Origin of the sequence: Azoarcus sp. PA01 (assembly GCA_001274695.2) — a bacterium.
Lineage (GTDB): Bacteria > Pseudomonadota > Gammaproteobacteria > Burkholderiales > Rhodocyclaceae > Aromatoleum.
The window spans coordinates 1,119,228-1,140,810 of the sequence record LARU01000002.1 but is presented as its reverse complement, the minus strand read 5'-3'; the positions used below and the strand labels follow the sequence as shown (position 1 = coordinate 1,140,810).

Annotated in this window: 16 protein-coding genes and 1 pseudogene; 12 read left to right on the top strand and 5 right to left on the bottom strand. The window is 67.8% G+C overall.

The features are described 5' to 3' along the window. Positions 1–112 precede the first annotated feature (112 nt). Positions 113–796, bottom strand: coding sequence for a GntR family transcriptional regulator (locus PA01_06325; GenBank protein KON81271.1), 684 nt, complete (start codon positions 794–796; stop codon positions 113–115). Positions 797–1,044: 248 nt separating this feature from the next. Here PA01_06325 and PA01_06320 point away from each other — a divergent pair, with 248 nt between their 5' ends. The 4 genes from PA01_06320 to PA01_06305 all read left to right on the top strand — a co-directional run bounded on the left by PA01_06320 (position 1,045) and on the right by PA01_06305 (position 7,181). Then, positions 1,045–1,968, top strand: coding sequence for a TetR family transcriptional regulator (locus tag PA01_06320; GenBank protein KON81270.1), 924 nt, complete (start codon positions 1,045–1,047; stop codon positions 1,966–1,968). A 177-nt stretch (positions 1,969–2,145) separates the two neighbouring features. Next, positions 2,146–4,161, top strand: a complete 2,016-nt coding sequence (locus tag PA01_06315) for a 3-hydroxyacyl-CoA dehydrogenase NAD-binding domain-containing protein (protein KON81269.1) — start codon at positions 2,146–2,148, stop codon at positions 4,159–4,161. Positions 4,162–4,284: 123 nt separating this feature from the next. Beyond that, the gene (locus PA01_06310; GenBank protein KON81268.1) at positions 4,285–5,913 is read left to right on the top strand and encodes an AMP-binding protein; all 1,629 of its coding nucleotides are present in this window, start codon (positions 4,285–4,287) and stop codon (positions 5,911–5,913) included. Positions 5,914–6,002: 89 nt separating this feature from the next. Then, positions 6,003–7,181: an ABC transporter substrate-binding protein gene (locus PA01_06305; protein ID KON81267.2), complete on the top strand. Its 1,179-nt coding sequence runs from the start codon at positions 6,003–6,005 to the stop codon at positions 7,179–7,181. 115 nt (positions 7,182–7,296) lie between these two features. Here PA01_06305 and PA01_06300 read toward each other — a convergent pair whose 3' ends face one another. From PA01_06300 to kaiC, 3 genes are read right to left on the bottom strand one after another with little or no spacing between them, the layout of a single operon-like run. Next, on the bottom strand, positions 7,297–7,566 hold the full coding sequence (locus tag PA01_06300; protein ID KON81266.1) for a circadian clock KaiB family protein: 270 nt from the start codon (positions 7,564–7,566) through the stop codon (positions 7,297–7,299). A 29-nt stretch (positions 7,567–7,595) separates the two neighbouring features. Further along, entirely contained in the window at positions 7,596–7,895 is a 300-nt protein-coding gene (locus tag PA01_06295) for a circadian clock KaiB family protein (protein ID KON81265.1), read from the bottom strand. Continuing rightward, on the bottom strand, positions 7,892–9,625 hold the full coding sequence (gene kaiC, locus PA01_06290) for a circadian clock protein KaiC (GenBank protein ID KON81264.1): 1,734 nt from the start codon (positions 9,623–9,625) through the stop codon (positions 7,892–7,894). The genes PA01_06295 and kaiC overlap by 4 nt, the downstream gene beginning before the upstream one ends. A gap of 153 nt (positions 9,626–9,778) precedes the next feature. Here kaiC and PA01_06285 point away from each other — a divergent pair, with 153 nt between their 5' ends. From PA01_06285 to nudC, 8 genes and pseudogenes are all read left to right on the top strand, one after another. Then, complete coding sequence (locus tag PA01_06285) at positions 9,779–12,691, top strand: EAL domain-containing protein (GenBank protein KAI5913056.1); 2,913 nt, start codon at positions 9,779–9,781, stop codon at positions 12,689–12,691. 183 nt (positions 12,692–12,874) lie between these two features. After that, a complete protein-coding gene (locus PA01_06280; GenBank protein ID KON82348.2) occupies positions 12,875–13,549 on the top strand; it encodes an acyl-CoA thioesterase in 675 nt (224 codons plus the stop codon). Between the two features lie 33 nt (positions 13,550–13,582). Next, on the top strand, positions 13,583–14,071 hold the full coding sequence (locus PA01_06275; protein ID KON81263.1) for a hypothetical protein: 489 nt from the start codon (positions 13,583–13,585) through the stop codon (positions 14,069–14,071). Then, positions 14,068–14,289: a cysteine protease gene (locus PA01_06270; GenBank protein ID KON81262.1), complete on the top strand. Its 222-nt coding sequence runs from the start codon at positions 14,068–14,070 to the stop codon at positions 14,287–14,289. The genes PA01_06275 and PA01_06270 overlap by 4 nt, the downstream gene beginning before the upstream one ends. Positions 14,290–14,354: 65 nt before the next feature. Then, complete coding sequence (locus PA01_06265; protein KON81261.1) at positions 14,355–17,042, top strand: LuxR C-terminal-related transcriptional regulator; 2,688 nt, start codon at positions 14,355–14,357, stop codon at positions 17,040–17,042. Positions 17,043–17,307: 265 nt separating this feature from the next. Further along, positions 17,308–17,987: pseudogene (locus PA01_06260) on the top strand (heavy metal response regulator transcription factor). Next, positions 17,984–19,390 (top strand): heavy metal sensor histidine kinase, encoded by a 1,407-nt coding sequence (locus PA01_06255; protein ID KON81260.1) that lies wholly within the window; start codon positions 17,984–17,986, stop codon positions 19,388–19,390. The pseudogene PA01_06260 and the gene PA01_06255 overlap by 4 nt, the downstream one beginning before the upstream one ends. Before the next feature lie 174 nt (positions 19,391–19,564). Continuing rightward, entirely contained in the window at positions 19,565–20,404 is an 840-nt protein-coding gene (gene nudC / locus PA01_06250; GenBank protein KON81259.1) for an NAD(+) diphosphatase, read from the top strand. Between the two features lie 47 nt (positions 20,405–20,451). Here nudC and PA01_06245 read toward each other — a convergent pair whose 3' ends face one another. After that, positions 20,452–21,564: a patatin-like phospholipase family protein gene (locus PA01_06245; GenBank protein KAI5913055.1), complete on the bottom strand. Its 1,113-nt coding sequence runs from the start codon at positions 21,562–21,564 to the stop codon at positions 20,452–20,454. Between the last annotated feature and the right edge of the window lie 19 nt (positions 21,565–21,583).

The window sequence follows — 21,583 nt, the reverse complement described above, 5'->3', positions numbered from 1 at the left end:
CTTTGCGGTGCGGATGGTGCGGATGCTGTTCATTCGTTCCAGTCTCCGGGGTTGGTCGCGGGGAGGTATGACGTATCGGGGCGAAGCGCCGTGGGGCCGAGAGGCGAAGCGGCTATCCGGCGGCGCTGTCGTCGAGGCCGACCGCGACGATGAACGCGTGCTTCGCTTCCGACAGATGCTCGTGCATTGCGGCTGCCGCGGCGTCGCCGTCGCCGGCAGCGAGCGCTGCGGCGATGCGGCCGAGCCCGCGCAGCACGATCGTGCGGATCTGCGCGTCGCCGAGCGTCAGCGTGCGGATGCGCTGCATGTGGTCCGCGTACTGCTCGACGATCCGCACGAGGCGCGGATTGGGCACCAGCGCGAGCCACGCGGCACGAAAGCTGATGTTGGCTTCACGGAACGCATCGGCGTCGTCCGCTTCGTGCGCACGCACCGCCGCGGCCAGCGCCTCGTCGATCGAGCGGCGCATCGCCGGCGATTGCGTGAACGCGGCGATGCGGCGGATCGCCGCCGTTTCGACGAGAAAGCGGATCTCGTAGATGTCGTTGACGTCGTCGAGCGTCAGCGCCGGGACGACGAAACTGCGCCCGTCGGACACCAGCAGGCCTTCGCTCGACAGGCGGCGCAAGGCTTCGCGCACCGGCGTGCGCGACACGCCGAGCTGCTCGGCGAGCTGGACTTCCTGCAGCGGCTGGCCGGCAACGATCATGCCGTTGCGCAGATGCGAGCGCAGTTTGTGATACACCTGCTCGCCAAGGGCGAGCGGACGTTCGACGGGTTTGAGTGACGGGACCATGGGCAGAACCTTGTAGGGCAAATGCGGGGCCGAAGGCCGATGAATGAATACTGTATACAGTATTTTTTTGCGTGTAAAGGCGAGGAGACCGATGAACCTGCACCGATGCAGTTGTCGCGGAGGCGAGTCCGGGTGGAGCGAGCGTCCCGCGGGCCGCGACTCGTGCCGCCGCACTCGCGCGATTTGCTGCGCCAGCGCCGCGCTCGCTATGATCCTGTCCCAATCCGACCTCCCATGCCCCGGTTTCGATGACTCAGCCCCCGACCGTTTCCGAACACAGCGCCGCGCAGCCTTCCCCGATCGAAGCCGAGATCCTGCGGCTGTCGCGCGATGAGCCGGCGCTCGGCCAGGCCGCGGTGGCGGAGCGGCTGCGCCGCGCCGGGCTGCCGATCTCGCCGTCCGGGGTGCGCTACATCTGGCAGAAGCACGGCCTCGAGACCGCGGTCAAGCGCCTGCGGGCGCTGGCCGGCAGTTCGGACGAAGGGCTGGCGGCGCTGACCGACACGCAGCGCGGGCTGCTCGAGCGCGGCGCGCTCACCGCGCGGCTCGTCCGCAGCGCCTCGCCCGAGGAGGCGGGAGAGGCGGTCGACGAGCCGATCGACCGTCGCCAGGTGATCCTCGACGCGGCTGCCGAACTGTTCGCCGAGCAGGGCTACGACCGCAGCTCGATCCGCGACATCGCGCGCAAAGTCGGGCTGCTGCCGGGCTCGGTCTATCACTATTTCGCGTCGAAGGACGAACTCTATCTGGCGGTGCACGGTGAAGGTTTCCGTCGGCTGACGGCGGCGGTCACGGCGGCGATCGGTGAAACTCGCGACCCGTGGGAGCGCCTCATGCGCGCCTGCGAAGTCCATGTCGGCGGCATCGCGACCGGCTCTCCGGTCGACCGCGTGACCGGCCACAACCTCGCGATGATTCGCCATCACGGGCTGTTCGCGAAAATCCGGCCGGTGCGCGAAGCCTACGAAAACATCTACCGCGAACTCATCGACGCGCTGCCGCTCGCGCCCGGCACGGACCGCACGCTGCTGCGCCTGCTGCTGCTCAGCGCGATGAACTGGGTGTACATCTGGTATCGCGAAGGCCGGCGCTCGCCGAAGGAGATCGCCGACGCGATGGTCGACATGCTGCGCCACGGCGTCGAGCGAGCGCCACGATCGCACGACGCGTAGCCGTTTCGCCCGGCAGCGCGGGCCGAGCGTGAGCGGCGGCCGGGCCAAGGCGATCGCACTACATTGAAGTTGCGTTTTCGCGGAAGAGTACGGGATACTGTATACATAAAAGTCGGACGCAGCCGCTCCTTGCCGCGATCCGCTCACGGACCCACTCGACACCAAAGGAACCCACGCATGGCACTCTCGTTCGCCAATCCCTTGCTCGCGGGCCCGTCCCGCCCCCTGCCGCGCGCGGTCGCCGTCATCGGAGCCGGGACGATCGGGCCGGACATCGGCTACTACCTCAAGAGTGCGCTGCCGGAGCTGAAGCTCACGCTCGTCGATGTGTCGCAGGCGGCGCTCGACCGCGCGCTGCAGCGCTTCCACGACTACGCCGCCAAAGCGGTCGCGAAGGGCAAGATGAGCGAAGCCGAAGCCCGAGCGGTGACTGCGAACCTCGCCGGCACGCTCGATTACGGCGATCTCGCTGACGCCGACTGGGTGCTCGAGGCGGCGACCGAGAACATCGCTCTGAAGCGCCGGATTTTCGCCGACGTCGAAGCGGTCGTGCGCCCCGACGCGCTGATCACGTCGAACACCAGTTCGCTGCCGGCGGCGCAGATTTTCGCCGAGCTGCGCCGCCCTGAGCGCGCCACCGTGACGCATTTCTTCGCTCCGGCGTGGCGCAACCCGGTCGTCGAAGTGGTGCGCTGGGAGAAGACCGATCCGGCCGTCGTCGAATACCTGCGCTGGCTGTTCTGCAGCACCGGCAAAGTGCCGCTCGTCACCGACGACGTCGCATGCTTCATGCTCGACCGGATCTTCGACAACTGGTGCAACGAGTCCGCGCTGCTGCTCGAGCGCGCGACCGCGGCCGAAATCGACAGCGTCGCGGCCGAGTTCGTCCACGCCGGGCCGTTCTTCGTGCTGAACCTCGCCAACGGCAATCCGATCATCACCGAAACGAACACGCTGCAGGCCGAGATGGAAGGCCCGCACTACACGCCCGCGCCGGTGTTCCGCTCCGTCGATCGCTGGCTGACGGTCGCCCCTGGCAAGTCGGTGCCGGTGTCGCCCGAAACCGCCACGGCGGTGCGCGAGCGCCTGCTCGGCGTGCTGTTCTCGCAGAGTGCGGACATCCTCGACCGTGCCATCGGCGAACCGGCGGATCTCGATTTCGGCTGTCGCCAGGCGCTCGGCTTCCGCAAGGGACCGCTCGACCTGATGCGCGACCTCGGCGATGACGCGACCGGGCGCATCGTCGAGCGCTTCTGCGCGGAGCGGCCGGGAATGCCCGAGCCGCGACGCGCGTTTGCCGCGTACCAGGACTTCCTGCGCCACGTGCTCGTCGACGACCTCGACGGCGTCAAAGTCATCACGCTGCGCCGCCCCGAGGCGATGAACGCGCTGCACGACGAGATGACGGACGAGATCCTGTCGGTGATCCGCAGGCACGAACACGACCCGCAAGTGACCGGTTTCGTCATCACCGGCTACGGCAACCGCGCGTTCTGCGCCGGGGCCGACATCGGCCGCTTTCCGCGCCTCCTGGGCGACGCGGCGGGCGCCGCGCAGTACGCGCGCGACTGCTCGCGCCTCCTCGTCTATCTTGACGGCATGAAGAAGCCGGTCGTCGCGGCGTTGAACGGGATGGTGCTCGGCGGCGGCTTCGAGCTGGCGATCCGCTGCCACGGCATCGTCGCGCTCAAGGACGCGTGGATGCAGCTGCCCGAAGTCACGCTCGGCATCGTGCACGGCATCGGCGCGATGGTCGTGCCGTACCGCCGCTGGCCGCAGGCCTCGCGCGAGTTCAACGGCATGCTGCGCCGCGCCGAACGCCTCAAGGCTGCCCGCGCGCTCGAACTCGGCGTCATCGACGAGTTGGCCGACGACTACCCCGGGCTGGTGCGCGCCGCGGTCGCGCGAGTCCGTGCGCTGTCGGGCAAAGTGGCGGGGATTCCGAACGGCGCGATCGACATCGCCCCGCTCGACCGCATCGAGCCGAAAGCCGCGAACGGCCAGGTGCTGAGCGCCGAAGTCATCCGCCTGATGGAATCGGCGATCCACGAGGCGGCCTGCGCCGGCACGCTCGACGAGGCGCTGGAAGTCGGCTATCGCGCGTTCGGCGAGAGTGCCTGCACCCACGCCGCGCGCGAAGGCATCACCGCGTTCCAGGAAAAGCGCAAGCCGGACTTCACGAAGACGCCGTAAGGCCAGGCCCGGATGTTTCGCCCGCCCCGCCCGCGTCGCGAGCGGGAGCGGGGAGTGCACGGCCGCGTTTTGCGCCTTGTCCGACGGCGTCGGCCACCCGTCCGACTCATGCGAGGAGATGACATGACGGCTCACGTTGATACGTTCGCGCGCGACAATCTGCCCCCGGTGGCGCAGCAGCCCGAATTCCTGTTCGACCTTCCGTCGCTGCAGTTCCCGCCGCTTCTGAACTGCGCGACCGAGTTGCTGGACCGCTGGATCGAGCAGGGTCAAGGCGATCGTCCCTGCCTGCGGGCGCCCGGCCGCAGCGACTGGACTTACGCCGATTTGTACCGGCACGCCAACCGCATCGCGCATGTGCTGGTTCGCGATCTGGGCGTCGTGCCCGGGAATCGTGTGCTGCTGCGCGGTCCGAACAACCCGATGATGATCGCATGCTGGTTCGCGGTCATGAAAGTCGGCGGCATCGCGGTGACGACGATGCCGCTGCTGCGCGCGAAGGAGCTGGGCCAGGTCATCGACAAAGGCCGCGTCACGCATGCCCTGTGCGAGTACGCGCTGCGCGCCGAACTCGAAGATGCCGCCCGCGCGCATTCGACGCTCGCGCAGGTGCGCTATTTCAACGACCCGTCCGGCACGGGCCTCGAAGCGGACATGGCGCGCCACGCCGAGCATTTCGACAACGTCGCGACCGCGGCCGACGACACCTGTCTTTTTGCCTTCACGTCGGGCACGACCGGCCAGCCGAAGGCGACGATGCATTTTCATCGTGACCTGCTCGCCAGCTGCGCGTGCTGGCCCGAACATGTGTTGAAAGCGCGCGCCGACGACGTGTTCATCGGCAGCCCGCCGCTGGCGTTCACGTTTGCGCTCGGCGGCCTGGTGTTGTTCCCGATGAGTGTCGGCGCCTCGACCGTCCTGCTCGAGCAGGCGTCGCCGCCGCAGCTGCTCGAGGCGATCGGCGAGTTCGGCGCGACGGTCCTCTTCACCGCACCGACGTCGTATCGCGCGATGGCCGAAAGCGCCCGCGAGCGGCGCCTCGGTGCGCCGCACGGCGGGCCGCTGAAGAAATGCGTGTCCGCCGGTGAAGTGCTGCCGGCGGCGACACGCGCGCTGTGGAAAGACGCCACCGGCATCGAGCTGATCGACGGCATCGGCGCGACCGAGATGTTCCACATCTTCATCTCGGCCGACGAAGCCCATGCGCGCCCCGGCGCCACCGGCACCGTCGTGCCCGGTTACCGTGCGCGCATCGTCGATGAGGCCGGACGGGAAGTGCCGCCCGGCACGCTCGGCCGTCTCGCGGTGAAGGGCCCGACCGGCTGCCGCTACCTCGACGATCCGCGGCAGGCCGACTACGTCAGGGACGGCTGGAACTACACCAGTGATGCCTACATCATGGATGCCGACGGGTATTTCCATTTCCAGTCGCGCGTCGACGACATGATCGTGTCGGCCGGCTACAACATCGGCTCCCCGGAAGTGGAAGACGCGCTGCTGCAGCATCCGGCCGTGGCCGAGTGCGCGGTGATCGGCGTGCCGGATGCCGAGCGCGGGCAGATCGTCAAAGCCTACGTGGTCGTCAAACCCGGTCACGAAGCCGGCCCTGCGCTCGTCCGGGAACTGCAGGACCACGTCAAGGGCACGATCGCGCCGTACAAATATCCGCGTGCGGTCGAGTTCCTCGACCAGCTGCCGCGCACCGAAACCGGCAAGCTGCAGCGGTTCCGGCTGCGCAATCCCGCCTCCTGAACGCCACAGCGACAGCGGGAGGCGCATGACGGCGCCGAGCGGCCGCCGCAATTGCCGCCAATCATAGAGAACGACGGGAGGAGATGAAGATGCGCAAGGAACAACACAACAAGGCGTGTCGTGCGGTGCTGGCGTTGGCGATCGGCGTCGCGGTTCCGCTCGGCGCCGCACAGGCCGCCGAGAAAGTCAAAGTGGGCCTGATGCTGCCGTACACCGGCACGTATGCGGCGCTCGGCAACGCGATCACGAACGGCTTCAAGCAGCACGTCGCCGAGCAGGGCGGCACGCTCGGCGGGCGTGAGGTCGAGTACTTCGTCGTCGATGACGAGTCGGATCCGTCGAAAGCGACTGAGAACGCGAGCAAGCTGATCAAGCGCGACCAGGTCGATGTGCTCGTCGGCACGGTGCATTCGGGCGTCGCGCTGGCGATGGCGAAAGTCGCGCGCGACACCAATACCCTGCTGATCATCCCGAACGCCGGCGCCGACGAGCTGACCGGCCCGCTGTGCGCACCGAACATCTTCCGCTCGTCGTTCACGAACTGGCAGCCGGCCTATGCGATGGGCAAGGTCGCGGCCGAGCGCGGCCACAAGAACACGGTGACGCTGACGTGGAAATACGCGGCCGGCGAGCAGGCCGTCGCCGGTTTCAAGGAAGCGTTCGAGAAAGCCGGCGGCAAAGTTGCGAAGGAACTCTACCTGCCGTTCCCGAACGTCGAGTTCCAGCCTTTCCTGACCGAGATCGCGAATCTCAAGCCCGATGCGGTGTTCGTGTTCTTTGCCGGTGGTGGCGCGGCGAAGTTCGTCAAGGACTACGACGCGGCCGGGCTGAAGAAGAGCATTCCGCTGTACGGTTCGGGCTTCCTCACCGATGGCACGCTCGACGCGATGGGCGGCTCCGGCGAGAGCCTGCTGACGACGCTGCATTACGCCGACGGGCTCTCCCACGCGAAGGACGCGAGCTTTCGCACCGGCTACGCGACGAGCTACAAGACGCAGCCCGACGTGTATGCGGTGCAGGGCTACGACGCGGCGCAGATGCTGCGTTCCGGGCTCGACGCGGTCAAGGGCGGCAAGCTCGACCAGGCGGCGATGATCAAGGCGATGGAAGCGGCAAAGATCGACAGCCCGCGTGGCCCCTTCACGATATCGAACGCGCACAACCCGGTGCAGGACATCTATCTGCGCAAAGTCGAAGGGCGCGACAACAAGCTCGTCGGCGTCGCCGAAAAAGCGCTCGCGGACCCGGCCCGCGGCTGCAAGATGTAAGCGGGCGGGAGGGGACGGACAGGGGCGCCGGCAAAAGGCGGCGGGCGGCCCCCGTTTCGTCGCTGCCAGCGGGGCGTCGGGAAAGATCGAACCGGAGTCGGTCGAGTGCCGGCCGCTAGAGGCCGAGGCCGGCGAGGACCCGTTCCGTGTCGGACAGGTCGCCGATCAGCTTCCGGTACGGGAGCGGATGCTCCTTGACCAGCGTCGGCGCGGCGATCAAGTGATGCCGGCGGATCAGCTCGGGCTCCTGATAAAGATCGTGGACTTCGAGCTGATAGCGGCCTTCCAGATGCGCTTCGCAGATCGCCTTGATGTTCGCGATCGAACGCAGCGAATTCGGCGTCGTGCCGGTGACGTAGAGCTTCAGGATGTACTGCTCTGGCATGGGCAACCCGTGCGGCGCAGTAGAGGGCCTCAATGGTGAGGCTTCAACTGCAATCCGACCAGCACTTTTTCGGTGTTCGACAGATCGCCGATGATCTTCTTGATCGGCTCGGGCAGGCGCCGCACGAGCGTCGGGATCGCGATGATCTCGTCGCCCTTGGCGAGCTGGGGACGCTCGAGCAGATCGATGATTTCGATCTGGTAGCGTCCTTCGAGATGTTCCTCGCAGATTCTTTTCAGGTTCGCGAATGCGGCGACCGATTTCGGCGTCTGCCCGGCCACATACAGCCGCAGTTCGTAGAACCCCTCGTCAGCGGTGCCGGCCATCATTTGCCCTTCCGTTTCGGGGTCGCGGCCGAAGACCCTTTCTTGCGCTGTGTCGCCATCCGGTCACGGTCCTCGGAAAAGCGCGCGTTCCGCCCCTGTTCGGTCTTCAGCGCGGTGTCGAAAGCGGCCGCTTCTGCGGCCAGTTCCGCATGCAGGGCCGCCACCTGCGCTTCGATCGCGTGTCGCCTGTGCTCCAGTTGGGCGCGCGTGAGCTCCAGTTGCGCGGCACGGTCGAGTTGCGCTTCGCGGCTCTGCGCTTCACGCGCGACGCGGGCCGAGCCGGTGAGCACGCCTTCGGGCCCGGTGTACACCTCGATCAGTTCGATACCGCGCTCGGACAGCACGAATTCCCTGATCTGGTTCGAATGGGACATGCCGCGGGACTTGAGGATATACATCGCGCGGTTGCGCTCGCCGTCGGTCTCGATGTCCCGCAGCAGCAGCCAGGCATCGATGATCGAAGAGATTTCGGTCTCGGTGTGCTCCGGCGTTTCGGCCGCGCTGCCGCTCGTCAGGCTCGTGAAGACTGCGGTGATCCCTTCCGTCTTCAGATAATCGACCAGGCGCGTGAACATCGCTCTGACTTCGATCTGGGTGCCGAGCGACATGAAGTTCGAGATCGGGTCGACGATCACCATGCGCGGCCGGAACGTCCGGATGGTCTTGTACATCAGCGCGAGATGCATCTCGAGCCCGAGCTGCGTCGGGCGCGCATTGTGAAAGGACAGCAGGCCACCCGTGACACACCGGTCGAGGTCGACTCCGATCGAGCGCATGTTGCGCAGGATCTGCTGTTGCGACTCCTCGAACGCGAAGTACAGGCAACGCTCGCCGCGCGCGCACGAGGCCTGCGCGAAATGCACCGCGATGCTCGATTTTCCCGAGCCTGCCGTGCCCGACAACAGCACGCTGCTGCCGCGGTAGAGGCCTTTGCCCTCGAGCATCGTGTCGAGCTGGGCGATGCCGGTGGAGATGCGTTCCTCCGACGCTTCGTGCTCGAGGCCGACCGAGGTGATCGGCAACACCGTGAAGCCGCGATCGATCAGGAACGGATATTCGTTGGAGCCGTGGCGCGAGCCGCGGTACTTGACGATGCGCAGGCGCCGCGTGGCGACCTGCTCGGCCATCCGCACGTCGAGCAGGATCACGCAGTCGGAGACATATTCCTCGAGCCCGTGGCGCGTCAGCGTGCCGGCGCCGCGCTCACCGGTAATGACCGCGGTGAGGCCTTTTTGCTTCAACCAGCGAAACAGGCGCCGCAGTTCGGCGCGCAGGATGAACTCGTTCGGCAGCGCGGCGAACAGCGCTTCGAGGGTGTCGAGGACGATGCGCTTGGCGCCGATCTGGTCGACGGCGTAACCGAGCCGGATGAACAGCGCCTCGAGATCGTACTCGCCGGTTTCCTCGATCTCGCTGCGCTCGAGGTAGATATGCTCGAGCGCGAGCTTGCCCTGGGCGCTCAGCGCCGCGAGATCGAAGCCGAGCGAAGCGGCGTTGCGGGTCAGTTCTTCCGGGGTTTCTTCGAACGCGACGAATACTCCCGGTTCGTCGAACTCCGCCGCACCGCGCGCGAGGAACTCCATTCCGAACAGCGTCTTGCCGCAGCCCGCCGATCCACAGACGAGGGTCGGCCGGCCGCGGGGCAAGCCCCCTTCGGTGATGTCGTCGAAGCCGTCGATTCCGGTCGGGGCTTTTTCCAGCGGGGCGGGATCGCTATCGGGATAATTGGGCATGCTGGTTGTGATTTCCTGCTGAATGTCGTTTTTTTCTTGCATCTTTTACGGATACTACGTCGTATGGAGCTGCGCGCCACCGAAAACGAAAACTGTTTCCGGACGCGAAACTACACTAAGCTCTTGTACCAGGCAAACGCCCCCGCTACTTAAGTGACGACTTCAAAAGCACCCGATCCCGCCGCCGTGATTGCCGCGCTCGAGGGCCGCCTGGCCGAGCTCGAAGAGACCCTCGAGGCGATCCGCAGCAGGAGCGTCGATGCCCTGGTCGTCAACGAGGAGGTGGGGGACAGCATCTTTATCCTGTCGGGTGCCGAGCACAGCTATCGGGTGCTCGTCGAGGAGATGAACGAGGGGGCGGCGACCGTCGCGCTCGACGGCACGATTCTCTATTGCAACCGCAGCTTCGGCGAAATCATCGGCCTGCCGACGGCACGCATCGTCGGCTCGCCGATACACGCGTACGTCGATGTGCGCGACCGGATGGTGATGGAGGCGCTGCTCGAGAAAGGGGCCGCCGAAAAATCGAAGGACGAGATCAGGCTCGCCACCGCGCGGGACGACACGATCCCGGTGTATACGTCGGTCAGCAAAGCCTGCATCGACGGCATCCCGCTGCTGTGCGTCGTGCTCACCGACCTTACCGAGCAGAAGCACACCGAAGCTTTCCTCGCGTCGCAGCGGCTGGCCGCGTCGATCCTCGAACAGGCCGCCGAAGCGACGGTCATGTGCGACGCGACCGGCCGGATCGTCCGGGCCAACACGCAGGCTTATCGCCTCGCCGGTCGCAACCCGTTGTACCTGCCGTTCGCCAAGGCGTTTCCGCTCGCGCCGAACGGGCGGGATGCGAGCTTTTCCTTGCACGCGATTCGCGCCGGGGAAACCGTGCGGGGCCTCGAAGCGGGGTTGAGAAACGCCTACGGGGACGCGGTGGACGTGCTGGTCAGTGCCAATCGGGTCAACGACGGAAAAGGCCGGCCGCTCGGCTGTGCCGTGACGCTGATGGATGTGACGGAGAAACGCAGCGCCGAACGTCAGTTGCAGCAAACCCGGGCGCAGTTGCAGGCGTCGGCCGAAATCGCGCAGCTCGGTTTCTGGGAGCGGGATCTCGAGACCGACCGGATGCACGTGTCGGTCCAATGTAAGCAACATATCGGCTATGCCGAGGACGAGCTGAACGGCGGTTTTTCGGACTTCATCCATCTCCTGCATCCCGAGGATCGGCAGACGGTCCTCGCCGCGATGGAGCGGTACATCGCGGCACCGTCACCCGCCCGAGAATTGGAATTCCGCTTGCGCCACAAGAACGGCAGCGATCGCTGGATGATGTGCCGCCTGTCGCTGGCCGAGGAAAGCGGCGGGCGGCGCAAGCTCAGAGGCGTCCACCTCGACATCACCGGGCGCAGGCGCACCGAGGAAAAACTGCGCCTCGCGGCGCGCGCGCTGGAAAGCGCAGGCGAAGGAGTCACGATTTCGCAGGGCGGGCGGATCCTCTCCGTCAATCGGGCGTTTACGGCGATCACCGGCTATGCGGCCGAGGAAGTGATCGGACGAAAGTACGACATGCTGTACGCGGACGCGCTCGCGCCCGAGCAACTCGAGGCGCAACGCGCGGCGCTGCGCAACAGCGGCGCGTGGCAGGGCGAGATCTCGGGCCGCCGCCGGAGTGGCGAAGTGTATCTCGCGTGGGTCAGCCTGAGCCGGGTCGCCGACGGCGGCGGCCACTACGTCGCCGTCTTCTCCGACATTTCGTTGAATCGGGCCGTCGAGGAGCGGCTGCACCACCTCGCGCATCACGACAGCCTCACCGGCCTGCCCAATCGCGTCCTTTTGCAGGAACGGCTGCAGGATATGGTGCTGCGGGCGCAACGGCACAATTCGCGCCTGGCGGTGCTGTGCATCGACCTCGATCACTTCAAGCCGATCAACGATGCGCTCGGCCACGAAGTCGGCGACCAGGTGCTGCAGGGGGTGGCGCAGCGCCTGACCTGCTGCCTGCGCAAGTCCGACACCGTCGCGCGGCTCGGGGGCGACGAATTCATGGTGCTGCTCGACGAGCTGCGCGACGTCGACGAGGCAGGCTGGATGGCGCAGAACATCGTCGAGCTGCTCGCCGAACCGTTCAATCTCGCCGGCCAGCGGCTGCGCCTGTCGGCGAGCATCGGCATCGCCTGCTATCCGCTCGACGGCAAGTCCGCCGACGTGCTGCGACGCCACGCCGACCAGGCGATGTACATCGCGAAAGGCCAGGGTAAGAACGCCTACAGCTACTTCTCCGGCGGCATGAGCCAGCAGGCCAAGGAGCGGCTTTTCCTGACCAACAGCCTGCGCGGCGCGGTCGAGCGCGACGAACTGGTGCTCAACTACCAGCCGCGCATCTGCATGCAGAGCGGGACGGTGATCGGCGCCGAAGCGCTGGTGCGCTGGCAAAGTCCGGAGCACGGGCTGATCCTGCCGAACCGCTTCATCGGCCTCGCGGAAGAGACGGGCATGATCGAGCCGATCGGCGAATGGGTGCTGAAGACCGCGTGCCGGCAGATGGCCCGGTGGCAAGCGCGCTACGGCAAACCCGGCTTCATCAGCGTCAACCTGTCGCCGCGTCAGTTCAACCAGAAGAAACTGGCGGACCGCATCGCCGCGCTGATCGACGAGACCGGTCTCGCGCCGGCGATGCTGGAGCTGGAAATCACCGAGAGCATGGTGATGGGCGATCCGGAAAAGGCGCAAGAGACGCTGTCGAGGCTGGCCCACCTCGGCGTGCGTCTGTCGCTCGACGATTTCGGCACCGGCTATTCGTCGCTCAGTCACTTGCGGCAGTTTCCGCTCCAGCACCTGAAGATCGACAAGTCGTTCATCAGCGATCTGCCCGGCAACGCCGACGCGGAGGCGGTGACGCGCGCGATCCTCGGCCTGGCGTCGAGCCTCAGGCTCGGCTGCACCGCCGAAGGGGTCGAGACGCCGGCGCAGCGGGACTTCCTCGCGCAGGAAGGGTGCGAGGCGTGGCAGGGCTATCTGTTCAGCGAGCCGGTGCTGCCCGAAGCGTTCGCGAAAATGCTGTGGAATTGAAACCGCCGCGTCGTTGAAGGCGATGAGACGCACGGGCGGGTGGAGGACATTGACCTGCCCGGACAGGCCCCGCCTGCCTTCACCCCTCCCGGGTGGGGGGGGTGGCGGGCACGGCGCATCGTTATATTCACTCCATGTTCAGCAGCCCCGGTCGTTCCGGCGGCGCGTGCAAGGGGGAAGATCATGACAGCTTTGGGCAACGTGATGGCCACGGGAGCCGTGCCCGAAGGGGCGGCAGGCCGCGCGCGACGCGGGCAGCGCTCGGCCGACGCCGGCGCCAAACTGGCAACGATGACGTCGATGTGGAAGACGCTGCTCGGCTTGCTGCCGTTCGTGCCGGCGGCGAAGCCGGTCGAGGCATCGAAGGGGAACGCACCGAAAGGGCACGCGCAGCCGCCGCTCGAACCGTGCGCCGTGTCGGCGATGTTCGAGCGCGAGGAGCTGATCCGCTTCGCGCACTGCGACCCGGCCGGGATCGTGTTCTATCCGCAGTATTTCGTCCTCCTCAACGGCCTCGTCGAGGACTGGTTCACCGACGGGCTCGGCGTCGATTCCGCGGAGCTCGTGACGGTGCGCAAGATGGGAACCCCGACGGCGAAGATGGACTGCACGTTTTCCCGCCCGAGCCGTCTCGGCGACCGGCTGGTGCTCGGGCTGACGGTGACGAAGATCGGCAACAGCGCGATCGACCTCGATGTGCAGGGGCGCGTCGGCGACGAGATTCGGCTGAAAGCCCGGCAGACGCTCGTGATGTGCTGCCTGGAAACGATGAAACCGGTCCCGATCCCGCCGCAGATCCGCGCCGGCCTTACGCGCTACTGCCGCGACGGCCGTGCGGGCGAGGGGAACGGGCGATGAAGGGAATTCTTCCGATGAGGCATGGAGGTTCAGATGCAGATTGAACTGGAGGCACCGCCTGCGACCGCGTCGCGCGTGTTTGCCGAACCGGCGGTGTGGCAGGCGATGCTCGACCGGCATTGCGAACTTTTCACCGAGATGGTCCCGGGCTCCGCGGTCGGCTTCGTGCCGCGCACGGGTTCCGGCATCCAGCCGGGCAAGCACGTCGCCGGGCTCGTCGACAGCGGCAGCGACGTCGAGATGATGCGCTGGATGGCCGACGGCAGCGGCATGGTCGCGAGCGTCCAGCCTTATCCGGGCTTCCAGGACGCGCGGGTTGACCTGCTGTTCGTCGCCGACGACGTCGCGCTCGCGGTGATGCACGCCTCGCTCGACGGCGACACGCTGTCGTCGGTCAAGCGCCTGATTCGCCAGGGCAACATCATGTTCTTCGTGCTGCGCACGAAGTTCGAACTGCAGGACGCGGGCTACGAGGAGTTCCTCGACACGCTCGGCCTGGCTTTCCTCGGAGCGTGCCGATGATCTTCCACAACCCGTCCGGCGCCCCCGAACTCGCGTGCGAGCAGTGCGGCTGCCGCTGGTTCGATCGCATGCACGGCACGTGCTACGAATGCGGCAGCCAGGTTCCCGCCGAACAGATTGCCGAGTTCGACCGGGCGCTGCAGGCGTTCTGGGCGAAAAATGCCGGCAAGGAAGGGCCGGCAGCGGTGCCGGGAGCGAAGCCGCCTGCCGATGCGTGAAGCTTCGGCGCGGATGAAAGCGCTGGTATCGTGGCGTTCCCGCATCATCGACGCACGGACGCTGCATGAGGAACAGGACCACCGAGGCAATCCCGTATCGTTTTGCCCTCAAGACGATGCCGCCGCATTCGGCGAAGCAGGCGCTCGCGCCGGCGCGCCTGCTCGAGCGCCTGCGCGAGACCGCCGAGCAGCCGCTGGTCGTCGTCACGTCGCTGGCAGGCTTCGGCAAGACCTCGTTGCTCGTGCAGTGGCGCCGCGAGCTGCTCGCGACCGGCGCCGCGGTCGCGTGGCTGACGGTCGACGCGAGCGACGACAGCGCGACGTTCATCCCGGCGCTGGTCGCGTCGATCCGCGTCGCGGTCGGGCTCGACGTGCCGGCGCGCTCGTTCGACCAGCTCGGCCAGTCGGGCGCCGACCTGTGGATCGCGAGCGAAGTCCTCGTGCAGATCCACGAACTCGCGCGCCCGACCTACGTTCTCATCGATGACCTGCATCAGCTCGCCGACGCGCACGCGGTTGAGTTCGTCTATTACCTGATCCGCAACGCGCCGCCGAATTTCCATGTCGTCGCGAGTTCGCGCACCGACCCGCCGTTTGCCGTCGAGGAGCTGAACGCGCATGGCCTGTACACCCAGTTCGTCACCGAGGACCTGCGCCTGCGCCTCGACGACACGATCGGTTTCCTGCGCCGGCGCCTCGGCGAAGACATCGACATCGAGACCTGCGCGCGGCTGCACGAGCGCACCGAAGGGTGGCCGATGGCGTTGCAGATCGTCACCGCCGCGATGGCGCGCAAGAGCGACGTCGCCGGCACGGTCGCGGAGCTGTCGGGCGCGACCGGCGACCTTGCGCGCTATTTCTCGCAGTTCGTGCTCGAAAGCCTCGAGCCGGACGCCGTCGCGATGCTCGTGCGCGCGTCGATCCTGAAGACGCAGCATCCCGAGCTGTGCGCGGCGCTGAGCGGTGTCGCCGACAGCGGCGAAATCCTGTCGCGGCTCGAGCAGAACACCGGGCTCGTGACGTCGGTCGGCGGCGACGGCGACAACTACCGCATGCATCCGCTGTTCATCGAGTACCTGCACAGCCTGCTCGAAGCGCTGCCGGCCGACGAGCTGCGCGTGCTGCACGCGACCGCGGCCGAGTGGTTCGCCGCGCACAACATGCTCGAGCAGGCGGCCGACCACGCGTTCGTCGCCGGCATGCGCACCGAGGCGATGGACTGGATCGAGAAGCGCTTGCGCCACCTCGGGGTGCAGGGGCGCATCGTCGAAGTCCTCGCGTGGCTCGACCGCCTGCCGCCGGAGGAAATCACGCGGCGCGAAGGCATCCAGTTGACGGCCGCGTGGGCGTGCGCGCTGTGCTACCGCCCGCACGACGCCGAGCGCCTGACCGACGTGATCCTCGCGCGGCCGGGCGTGACGCCCGAGATCGCGCTGCAGGCGAACATCGTGCGCTCGGCGGTCGCGATCCACTGCGACGACTACACGCGCGCGCGCGGCTGCATCGAGAGCTACGACCCGGAGCTCGGGCCGCTGTACTGCAATACCCTGTCGTTCGTCGCGATCCATACCGGCTTCCCGGACCGCGCGCGCTATTACCAGCAGATCTCCGACGGCCGCGGCCGCGGCGTGCGCAACTTCTACGACGCGATGTACGGCGCGTTCGCGGTCGGCCTGAGCTACCTGATCGAAGGGCAGGCGAGCGAAGCGGCAGGCGTTTTCCGCGCCGCGCTCGAGCGCGCCGAAGCGAGCACCGGCTGGCGTTCGCTGCCGGCGGCGATGCAGGCGGCGGGGCTCGCGGCAGCGTGCTGGGAGCTCGGCGCCGAAGACGAAGCGCGCGCGCTGCTCGCGAACCGCCTCGATCTGATCGAGCAGGCGGCGTTGCCGGACGCGGTGATGCTCGCCTACCTGACGCTGGCGCGCTACGAGAACCAGAAAGGGCGCGAGGGCAAGGCGTTCGACGCGCTGAACAGCCTCGCCGCGATCGGCGAGCTGCGCGGCCAGCCGCGCCTCGTCGTCGCGAGCTTGGGCGAGCAGGTCCGCCAGCACGCGATCCGCAACCGGCTCGTGTCGTGCCGCATGTTGCTCGGCGCGATCGACGAGATCATCGCCGGCGCGCACCGTCCGGATCAGGGGATGGAGGCGGAGCTGCGTCTGATTCGCGAGCTCGCCGCCGCGCGCGTCGCGCTGCTCGATTTCAACGACGAAGGCGCCGCGCTCGCGCTCGAGCACGCCGGCGGAATCGCCGCCCGGCTGCGGCGCGGGCGCGACCAGCTCACCGTCAAGCTGCTCGCCGCGTGCTGCGAGGGGGCCGGCGACGATGCGTCGGCGCGGCTTTTCGCCGAAGCGCTGAGCCTCGCCGAATCCTTCCGGCTCGTGCGCGTCATCGCCGACGACTGGCCGGCGGCGCTCGAATGCCTGCCGGAGCTCGACCGTTCGGGCCTCGCGAAGGGCGCCGGCATCACGCCGGCGTTCATCGAGCGCGCGGCCGAACGCTGCCGCTTCGGCTGGGTGCCTGAAGCGAGCGGGCAGAAGACGGCGGACCCGAAAAGCCGGCCGGCGCAGCTCTCCGCGCGCGAGATGGAAATCCTCGGCGCGCTGTCGCTCGGCCGCTCGAACAAGGAAATCGCGAAAATGCTCGATGTCGGCGCCGAGACGATCAAGTGGCACATGAAGAACCTCCTCGCCAAGCTCAACGCCGCGAACCGCCGCCACGCGGTGGACCGCGCGCGGCTGCTCGGGATCATCGAGTAGCGGCGGAGCTTTCCCTTTGCGGCATCGACGGTTGCTGCCCGCCCCCGTCCAGGTGGGTCTCGCGCCTCGTTGGCGCGCGGCGGACGCCTCGGCACGAGACCCACCCGGACGGGGGCTGCAGTGTGCCGGCCACGCCAGCTTCATCGCTCCGGCGCGACGGCGCAGTCAGGAGGCTGACGCGCCGATTACATCTTTGTAATCTCCGCTCGTATCGGCGTGTGCCGGGGCAGAATGCGCTCGCGGATAGCCGCGGGGGATACGAGCAATGAAAATCCTGATCGTCGAGGACGAGCCGAAAACCGGGGATTACCTGCGCCAGGGGCTGGCTGAAGCGGGCTTTGTCGTCGATCTCGCGCGTGACGGGCTCGACGGCCTGCATCTCGCGCTCGACGGCGACTACGATCTGATGGTGCTCGACGTGATGTTGCCGTCGCTCGATGGCTGGGGCGTGCTGCAGACGGTGCGGCGCAGCGGGCGCGACCTGCCGGTGCTGTTCCTGACCGCGCGCGACCAGGTCGAGGACCGCGTGCGCGGGCTCGAGCTCGGCGCCGACGATTACCTCGTCAAGCCGTTCGCGTTTTCCGAGCTGCTCGCGCGCGTGCGCACGCTGCTGCGCCGCGGCAAGGCGAAGGAGCCGGAGATCTACAGCGCGGGCGATCTCGAACTCGATCTGCTGCGCCGGCGGGTGACGCGCGGGGCGTGAAGATCGACCTGACGTCGAAGGAGTTCGCGCTGCTCGAACTGCTGCTGCGCCGCCAGGGCGAAGTGCTGCCGCGCTCGCTGATCGCGTCGCAGGTGTGGGACATGAACTTCGACAGCGACACCAACGTCATCGAAGTCGCGGTGCGGCGGCTGCGCGCGAAAGTCGACGACCCGTTCGAGCCGAAACTGATCCGCACGGTGCGCGGCATGGGCTACGTGCTCGAAGCGCCGCAGCCGCGGTGAAGCGCCCGCTGTCGCTGACCGCGCGGCTCGCGCTGCTGTTCGCGGCGATGACGGCGAGCCTGCTGATCGTCGTCGGCGTCGTGCTCGGGCGCGCGGTCGAAGCGCATTTCGTCGAGCTCGACAACCACGAGCTGCTCGGCAAGTTCGCGCTGATCGAGAACCACCTGCGCACGTCCGCGACGCCCGCGGCGCGCGACACGCTCGGGCGGCGCCTCGATGACGCGTTCGTCGGCCATGACATGGTCGGCGTGCTGCTGCGCGACGCCGCAGGCAGCGTCATCTACGCCGTCCATCCAGCCATGTTCACTGCGCCGCAGCTCGCCGGGCAGCGCCTGCCGCCGGGCGTCGCGAGCTGGGAAAAGGACGGGCGCGATTACGTCGGCCGGGAAAGGACGTTCGCGCTGCCGTCGGTGGCGGGCGACGCGAGCCGCGTCACCGCGCTGGTCGGGCTCGACATCACGCACCACGCGCATTTCCTCGACGCGACCCGGCGCGGGCTGTGGCTCGGCATCTCGGTCGCGGCGGTGGTTGCGGCGATGCTCGGCTGGTGGGCCGCGCATCACGGCCTGGCGCCGTTGCGGCGGGTGACGGCGACCGCCGGCGCCTTGTCGGCCGCGCGGCTCGGCGAGCGACTCGACGATGCCGATGCGCCGGCCGAAGTGCATGAGCTCGTCGAAGCGCTCAACGGCATGCTCGACCGTCTCGAGTCCGCGTTCCAGCGTCTTTCCGACTTCTCCGCCGACATCGCGCACGAGCTGCGCACGCCGGTATCGAACCTGATGACGCAGACCGCGGTGTGCCTGTCGCGCCCGCGCAGCGCCGATGAATACCGCGACGTGCTGGCGTCGAACCTCGAGGAATACGAGCGCATCGCACGCATGGTCGGCGACATGCTGTTCATCGCGAAAGCGGAGAACGGTCGCCTGCCGCATCCTGACGAATCCGTCGAGCTCGCCGCCGAAGCCCGCGCCCTCGCCGAATTCTACGAAGCGCTCGCGGAGGAGCGCGGCGTGAGAATCGATGTGCGCGGCGAGGCGCGCGTGCGCGGCGACGCGCTGATGCTGCGCCGCGCGATGTCGAACCTGCTGTCGAACGCGATCCGCCATGCGCAGCCGGGGGGGACGATCGAGATCACGATCGCGGACGAAGGCCCGCAGGTCGCGCTGCGCGTGCGAAACCACGGCGACACGATTTCGCCCGACCAGCTGTCGCGAGTCTTCGAGCGCTTCCATCGCGCCAGCGCCGACCGCCAGCGCCATGGCGAAGGGGCGGGGCTCGGGCTCGCGATCACGCGCGCGATCGTCGAGGCGCACGGCGGAACGATGAGCGCCGAATCGGCCGATGGCGTCACGACGTTCGGCATGCTGCTGCCGCGGGCCGACGCGCAGCCCTTGGCGCGATGACGCTGCTGCCCGCGGGCCGGTCTCTTGCTGACGGCAGGGGCGTGGTTCGTGCCCGTGGCACGCCACGGCGGCGCAGGCCTGCACGCAGCGCGCCGAAGGAGATGGCCCGGCACTTCCAGCCGCCGCGCAAAGCGTGGAGACTATCGCCGAGCGACGAACAGCGGGAATCAACCGATGAGCATGGACACTTTTGTGCCGGGAATCACCGAACCTGTGCAGGCGAGCGACAGCGACCTGTGGTTCGTGTTCAACGCGGGCAGCCTGCTCGTGATCAGTGACGGAGCCGAGGCGCGCGTCCCGTGCCGCCGCGAGCTGGAAGAATTGGGCGTCGCCGCCGGGCGTTGCCGCCACTATCTTGGCCGACTCGGCGAGCGGGGCTGCTTCACGGCTGCCGTCGAAGCATCCCCCGAGCTGCCCGAACGCGCCCAGTGGCAGGGCTTGCGCAGGCTTTTCGGGCGGCTCGACGAAACGGTGCTGACGATCGCCGGTCGCGCGATCCAGATCGTCGAGTGGGACGACACCCACCGGTATTGCGGGCGCTGCGGGTCGGCGACGGCGCTGAAGCAGGCGGAGCGGGCGCGCGTATGCCCCGATTGCGGGCTTGCGGGCTATCCGCGGCTGTCGCCGGCGGTGATGGGGCTGGTGCGGCGTGGACCCGAACTGCTGCTCGCGCGCTCGCCGCATTTCCCGGAAGGCATGTACAGCGCGCTGGCCGGTTTCGTCGAGCCGGGCGAGACGCTCGAAGAGACGCTGCAGCGCGAAGTGCGCGAAGAGGTCGGCGTCGAGATCACGAACCTGCGCTATTTCGACAGCCAGCCGTGGCCTTTTCCGCATTCGCTGATGATCGCCTTCGTCGCCGACTACGTCAGCGGCGAGATCGTCCCGCAGCCCGGCGAGATCGAAGCCGCCGACTGGTTCGGCATCGACCGCCTGCCCCGCCTGCCCCATCGTTTCAGCATCGCGCGCCGGCTCATCGACGAGACCGTCGCGTCGATCGCGAAAGCCGCGCGGTAGCCGCCCGGCACGCTCCGCCTGCCGCGGCGCGGCGCCGCCGTTCCGCGCTACGGCGTCGTCCACGCGCCGATGCGATGAACGCGCAGCCCCGCTCCCTGACCTGTTTCCTGCGCCAGCGCGCGGATCCGCTCGAGCGCGAGCCGGCCGTCGGCCCGCCCGTACTGCCAGCGGTCCGCGAGCGTCTCGCTCGAGAAGTCGTACTGCTTTTCCGAGCCCGCATCGTGCGGGAGCGGCCGGTAGCAGAGGTGGATCAGATCCGTTCCGCGCTCGTCGGCTTCAGTGGGCTCGAAAGCGGCTTCGAGGCGGCGTTCGCGCTCGATCGCTTCGAGTCTCAGGCGTGTCTGCGCCGCAAATTTGATGTCCGTCCCGCGCTCCATCGCCGCTTCGAGCGTGCGCGGCGGCTTCGCTTCGGGCGAGAACAGGTCGATGAGGATGCACAGCGAAGGCAGCTTGCCGACGCGGTCGGACGCAAGAAAAGGCTCGAGCGGCGCGTTCGCGCACAGGCCGCCGTCGGCGAGCAGGCGCGTGCCGATGCGCACCGGCGGAAACGACGGCAGCAGCGACGAGCTCGCGAGCAGGTGATCGATCGTGATCCGCGCCCCGTGCGCCGTGTCGAACGGCACCGCGGCGCTCGTTTCGACGTCGGTGGCGACCGCGCAATAGCGCACCGGCCCGTCGTTGAGCCGGTCGAAGTCGACCATTTCGGCGAGCGTCACCCGCGTTCGCGAGGAATCGTAGAAACTCGGGACTTCGCTCGGCCCGGCGTCGAGGAAAGTGCGCAGGCGGAACAGGTTCGGCACGCCCGCAACGTGCGCGCCGAGCGTATTGATCCAGTTCCTCGCGTGACGGAACAGGCGCGGGTCGGCGAGACCGCCCGGCTGGAGCCATTTTCCCGGCAGCACGTTCGACGTGATGCGCGCCCAGAAGGCGCGCAGTTGCGCAGTCCGCCTGTCCGCCGGATTGCCGACGAACAGGGCGCCGTTCAGTGCGCCGATCGACGAACCCGCGACCGCCACCGTTTCGACCAGCCCCGACTCGTCGAACGCTTCGAGAACGCCCGCCTGGTAGGCGCCGAGCGCCAGGCCACCGCTCAATATCAGTGAAACGGGAATGGGCGCGGGTTTTTCCGCGTCGGGTTTTTCCGCCTTGGATTTTTCCATCTCGCATCTCCATTACGGT

Bases quoted from the DNA above. Each gene is read 5' to 3' on its own strand.
- PA01_06325 (KON81271.1), bottom strand. From the start codon at position 796: ATGGTCCCGTCACTCAAACCCGTCGAACGTCCGCTCGCCCTTGGCGAG.
- PA01_06320 (KON81270.1), top strand. From the start codon at position 1,045: ATGACTCAGCCCCCGACCGTTTCCGAACACAGCGCCGCGCAGCCTTCC.
- PA01_06315 (KON81269.1), top strand. From the start codon at position 2,146: ATGGCACTCTCGTTCGCCAATCCCTTGCTCGCGGGCCCGTCCCGCCCC.
- PA01_06310 (KON81268.1), top strand. From the start codon at position 4,285: ATGACGGCTCACGTTGATACGTTCGCGCGCGACAATCTGCCCCCGGTG.
- PA01_06305 (KON81267.2), top strand. From the start codon at position 6,003: ATGCGCAAGGAACAACACAACAAGGCGTGTCGTGCGGTGCTGGCGTTG.
- PA01_06300 (KON81266.1), bottom strand. From the start codon at position 7,566: ATGCCAGAGCAGTACATCCTGAAGCTCTACGTCACCGGCACGACGCCG.
- PA01_06295 (KON81265.1), bottom strand. From the start codon at position 7,895: ATGATGGCCGGCACCGCTGACGAGGGGTTCTACGAACTGCGGCTGTAT.
- kaiC (KON81264.1), bottom strand. From the start codon at position 9,625: ATGCCCAATTATCCCGATAGCGATCCCGCCCCGCTGGAAAAAGCCCCG.
- PA01_06280 (KON82348.2), top strand. From the start codon at position 12,875: ATGACAGCTTTGGGCAACGTGATGGCCACGGGAGCCGTGCCCGAAGGG.
- PA01_06275 (KON81263.1), top strand. From the start codon at position 13,583: ATGCAGATTGAACTGGAGGCACCGCCTGCGACCGCGTCGCGCGTGTTT.
- PA01_06270 (KON81262.1), top strand. From the start codon at position 14,068: ATGATCTTCCACAACCCGTCCGGCGCCCCCGAACTCGCGTGCGAGCAG.
- PA01_06265 (KON81261.1), top strand. From the start codon at position 14,355: ATGAGGAACAGGACCACCGAGGCAATCCCGTATCGTTTTGCCCTCAAG.
- nudC (KON81259.1), top strand. From the start codon at position 19,565: ATGAGCATGGACACTTTTGTGCCGGGAATCACCGAACCTGTGCAGGCG.
- PA01_06245 (KAI5913055.1), bottom strand. From the start codon at position 21,564: ATGGAAAAATCCAAGGCGGAAAAACCCGACGCGGAAAAACCCGCGCCC.